We start from the raw sequence: 2,237 nt of genomic DNA, 5'->3' as shown, positions 1-2,237 counted from the left end.
ACGACAAACGCGACTACATCTTCAACGGCACCCTCACCGTCACCGCCATCGTCATCTGGCTCCGCGACACCGTTCAAGAGCCATCAGAAACGACCTAATCCAGTGCGTAAGCAGCTACCCCGAGACCATGCAACGTCCCGGGGTGACTGCTCGCGCAGGACAGCGAATGCCTGGATCCCCCCTGGCCGTCAAGGCCTCCTGAAAGAGCGGCATCGCTGTCCGTGGCGGGGCCCGCGGTGATGACGCGGGCGCCGGGCTGATGCCTCCGTTTCCCCGGGCCCTTGAGGCCTCTGTCAAGAGCGGCGCAGTCGGTTGCGTCCTGGGATGTGGTGTACCAGCGATCAAGCACGAAGCTGCAGGTCGCACCAGCAATCGGAGGTATCCGCAGCTTTCGTAACCCGACGGGCCGTCAGCCTGTGCCGTCGACCCAGATGATCGGCGACTCGTGCCGATGGGCAGGCGCCGAAGCTGCTCCTGCGAAGATCGCTGCTACACCACGCCGCAGGACACCATCGAGGTGGCCTGTGAGGTAGCCGGTGCAGGCATCGAGCGGGTCCGGCCCGCAAGGCGCACGGGCCGGACCCACGACGGACCTCTCCCTGCCAGGCACCCTGTGCCTGAGGGCGGCGGCCGAACAGCCGCCGGGGCCGGGCAGCCGCTTCCGCCTCCTCCTGCGCGGCCCGGGCCTGGGCCAGCTCCCGGGCGCACATGGCGCAGCGCTCGCCCATCTGGAAGTCAGGGTGGGGGCGGAGAGGGCGGCCGCATCCGGGGCAGGGCCAGACGCTCGCCTCGCGACGCCGGCGGGCGGCCTCGGCTTCAGCTTGGGCTTCGACAGCGCGCTGCTCGCGGATCTCATGGGCGCGACGTTGGTCGGCCTGGTCGCGCTCGCGGTAGGCGATGAGGCCGTCGAGGTCGGCCAGGACGACATCAAGGGTCTTCCTCCCACGAACTCCTGCGGTCCCACGGGCGATTCAGCAGTCGGCGGCCACGAGTCGCGGCCGATCCCGCCCATACGGAGCTACCCCGCGGGTGGGATCCGGTAGACGGAGACGTGAGAACGCGAATCGGCGGTGAATTCGGCGCCGGCCCAGTCCGCATGCCTAGTCTCCAGTTCGAATCCGGCCAGCTGGGCCATAAGGTCGAGCTCGGCCGGCCAGACATAGCGATGAGGGCTGCGGAACAACCGCGCCTGCTGGGTCTCATCGAAACGGAAGTGGTGCGATACGACGTGCTGGTGGAGGACGTCGTAGGTGTCCAGCCCGATATAGCCGGGTTCGGACTGCCAGACGGTGGCCGTCTGGCCCGGCGGGAGCTTGCGCAATTCAGGTACCCAGAGCTCGATTACGAACCGGCCGCCAGGTGCGAGGTGGCGGGCCGCGTTGCGGAAGCACTGCACCTGCTCATCCTGGGTGAGCAGGTTGGAGATCGTGTTGTACACGAGGTAGACGAGGGCGTACTTCCCTGGAGCGACGGTGGTCGCCATGTCACCAACGATCACGGGGATCGTTGCTTCATCGGCCTTGGTCCGCAGTTGCTCCACCATCGGGAGCGACAGCTCGATGCCAGCGACAGAGACTCCTCGCTCCGCGAGCGGCACGGCCACTCGGCCTGTCCCGATGGCAAACTCAAGCGCTTTTCCGCCACCTGCGAGCTGGGCGAGACGGTTCACAGCCGGTTCCAGGATCTCGGGCGCGAACATTCCGGAACCGGGCGTGTCATAGCGCTGGGCGGTATCGGCGTCCCAGATCTTCTCCTGCTGCATTCCACCAACGCTCGCTGCCGGCCCATGCGATGTCCACCGAGTTTTTGAGAGCACTTGTCATGCAGGCATCAGGAACAAGCATATGGTGAGGTCGCACACTGAGCATTTTCCATCTTGATCAGTTGGCGAGTTCGAGGGCGACAACGGCTCGGACGATGGCGGTGACCCGGGTGGTGCTGCAGCGGAGCTTGCGCAGGAGCCGCCAGCCCTTGAGGACCGCCATGGCGCGTTCGCCGAAGCTGCGGATCTCGGCATGGTCCCGGTCGTGACGCCGACGCCGGCCGCGCAGGTTCCTGCCGCGGAACGGGACGCGGAGGGCGGGGCCCGCACCCTGATACGCCTAATAGGCGTGTAGGTCCGGTCGGTGGATCTGCGGCAGGGGCGGGTGCGGGGCCGGCCGACCGGCAGGCGGACGCGGATCTTGTGCAGCACGGGCAGGAACTGCGGGCTGTCCGCGGCCTGTCCGGCGGTCACC

General features: G+C 67.4%; 1 protein-coding gene and 1 pseudogene. Both read right to left on the bottom strand.

What is annotated here, in order from left to right:
- Positions 1-1,018: 1,018 nt before the first annotated feature.
- Positions 1,019-1,762, bottom strand: coding sequence for a class I SAM-dependent methyltransferase (locus IE271_RS40670; RefSeq protein ID WP_190195447.1), 744 nt, complete (start codon positions 1,760-1,762; stop codon positions 1,019-1,021).
- A gap of 118 nt (positions 1,763-1,880) precedes the next feature.
- Positions 1,881-2,099: pseudogene (locus IE271_RS40665) on the bottom strand (transposase family protein); the annotation flags it as partial.
- Between the last annotated feature and the right edge of the window lie 138 nt (positions 2,100-2,237).

It is taken from the genome of Streptomyces minutiscleroticus (assembly GCF_014650875.1).
In the GTDB taxonomy this organism is placed as follows: domain Bacteria; phylum Actinomycetota; class Actinomycetes; order Streptomycetales; family Streptomycetaceae; genus Streptomyces; species Streptomyces minutiscleroticus.
This window is presented reverse-complemented; position numbering and strand designations above follow the sequence as displayed.

What these genes read in the sequence shown, in the direction of transcription:
- IE271_RS40670 (WP_190195447.1), bottom strand. Translation starts at nt 1,762, where the DNA reads ATGCAGCAGGAGAAGATCTGGGACGCCGATACCGCCCAGCGCTATGAC.